Below are 2,342 nucleotides of genomic sequence, written 5' to 3' on the forward strand. Positions count from 1 at the left end.
CCCTACACGACGCTCTTCCGATCTGTTAGGTAGGTGAAGAAGTTCTTTAGAGAGGTTAGAACAGATTTTTGAAAGTTATTTACAGCATCGGTCACTTTTGTTATCTGGTCATTGACAGACTTGAGAGGGTGTTCGGGTGGTGTTGTTGGCGTATCTCGTTTGACGCGCGTTTTGCCGCTGGTGTTACCGGTTGCATTGGTGGTTGAAGAAGGGGCTTCAGAGCGACTACCGAATAATTTTCTGAATGGCCATGTTATGCCATGCCATATCCATTTAAATGGCGCAGCTATACCACTACCTACTTTTGACCAGAATCCCCCTCCTTTACTCTCTGTAGGTGTTTTTTCTTCTTTAGGTTTTTCTGTGGGTTTGGCAGATTGGGTGTGTGATGGTGGTGGTGTTGTGTCTTTTAGGGTTAGTCGGTAGAGCTGTTGTCCATAGGTGCTCTCTACTAGGAATGTGTAGACACCTGGAGAGGAGCCATAGACCGAACCTGTTAGTGATCCATCTGCACGTCCCAGGAGTAGGCCGAGTGGGACTCTGTTGGGTCCTGGTGTTGCACTATAGGTAGCTGTTGATGACAGGCTGTAGGTTCCCTCTTGTGTTGGTGGAAAGAAGATTACGGGGGAGGTTGACTGGTATATACCAGCTATCTTTACCAGATTCACTGTGGCATCTATTCCAGGGGCACCTATTGTTATTGTGTATAGCCTTGATCCCAGGTATTTGCCTGACTGAGTTGAGATATCAACTGTAAATGTGTAGACACCATTTTGTATGCCAGTCTTGAAGAATCCAGCCACACGTCCTGTTGGTCCTGCTATACCTAGGCCTGCGGGGACTCTGTTGGGTCCTGGTGTTGTTGATGATGATGTTCCACGGGCAAAGGCAAAGGTTAGAGTTTCCTTTAGGGATTCTTCTGGGGTTTTGTCAAACAGGGCATTGACGTCATTTACATCTGCCGATAGTGGGGAAACAGATGAGACTGTTAGGGTTGCGGTAGATGGTGCAGAGGTGTATAGGGGTTGACCGTAATACCTGGTTGTGTATGGCAGGCTGTAGATGCCTGGGGGTTGTGTTATTGCCTTTGAGGTAACAGACCCATCTGCACCAACGACTATGCCATACTCCTTCGGCAGGCCACTTAGTGTGATTCCTGAAGGAATAGCTATTTCATCTGTTATCTGATCACCCTGTAGGGCAGAGAGGGTAACAGGTGGTAGGACAGCAAGGGTGTATAGATAGGAGGACCTTCTACCACGTGGGCCAAAGGAAAGAGTGAATGTATAGATCCCGGGTTGAACACCTGAGAGTGGGTTCAGGGTCTTTAGGGAACCTGTTGATGGATCCAGGAAGACACCACGTGGGACTCTGTTGGGTCCTGGTGTTGTTGACCAGGCAGCATTCACAAAGGAAAAGTCTGATCCTCCATCATCCTGACCTGATGGGAGGCTGACCTGTGTTCCTAGCGTAACAGCAGCAGAGAAGGGTTTTGTTCCAAATACATCTGTTACAGAGACAGAGTACATAACAGTTGTGATACGTGATCCTCTTGCTGAGAAGACATCAACACCAAAGGTGTATAGACCAGCTGCTACTGTTCTGCCTACTGTGCCAGTTATGTTACCAGTTGTCCTGTCAAGGGTAATTCCGCGTGGGATTCTTCCCTGTCCGGCTACTACAGAGGAATAGGAAGAAGATGATAATGCATAGGTGTATCCGGTTGTATTTGTATCTTTATTTACAGGAACGGGGCGCCCGGCTACTACAGAGTAGTTTCTGCTCTCAATAGCTGAGACAAGGAGAGTAACCTGCAAGGTGACAGGTGAGGTGCCTTGGGAGCCTGTTGCTGTAATGCCAAAGGTGTATCTCCCCGCCTCTACATCTGTGCCAAGGGTGCCTTGGACAAGACCTGTATCAGGGTTTATACCTAGGCCTGCGGGGACTCTGTTGGGTCCTGGTGTTATGGATGATGATGTTCCATTGGCAAAGGCAAAGGTTTGACCTCCTGCTATATGTGGGAAGAACGAGACAGATGCACCCTGCTTTGTCACAACAAGCTGTGTTGGGGAAAGCAGGGTTGCCTGCCCTTCAACACGTATCTTTACCAGAACAGTTCTTCTGGCACCAACAGGTATCTGCTCTCCTGTTGCCTGGAAGACATCGATATGTGCTGCGTATTCGCCGGCTTCAACACGGGGATCAACTACGCCCTGTATTGCAGATCGGAAGAGCACACGTCTGAACTCCAGTCACAGTCAACAATATCGTATGCCGTCTTCTGCTTGAAAAAAAAAAAAAAAAAAAAAAAAGAAAAAAAAAAAAAAAAAAAAAGAAAAAAA

The 2,342-nt window shown here is 47.6% G+C and carries 1 protein-coding gene; it reads right to left on the bottom strand.

Annotated elements, in window-relative coordinates:
- Positions 1-2: 2 nt before the first annotated feature.
- Positions 3-2,237, bottom strand: coding sequence for a putative Ig domain-containing protein (locus tag C1A09_RS16855; protein WP_219618400.1), 2,235 nt, complete (start codon positions 2,235-2,237; stop codon positions 3-5).
- Positions 2,238-2,342: the final 105 nt, after the last annotated feature.

It is taken from the genome of Bacteroides cutis (assembly GCF_900241005.1).
Lineage (GTDB): Bacteria > Bacteroidota > Bacteroidia > Bacteroidales > Bacteroidaceae > Bacteroides > Bacteroides cutis.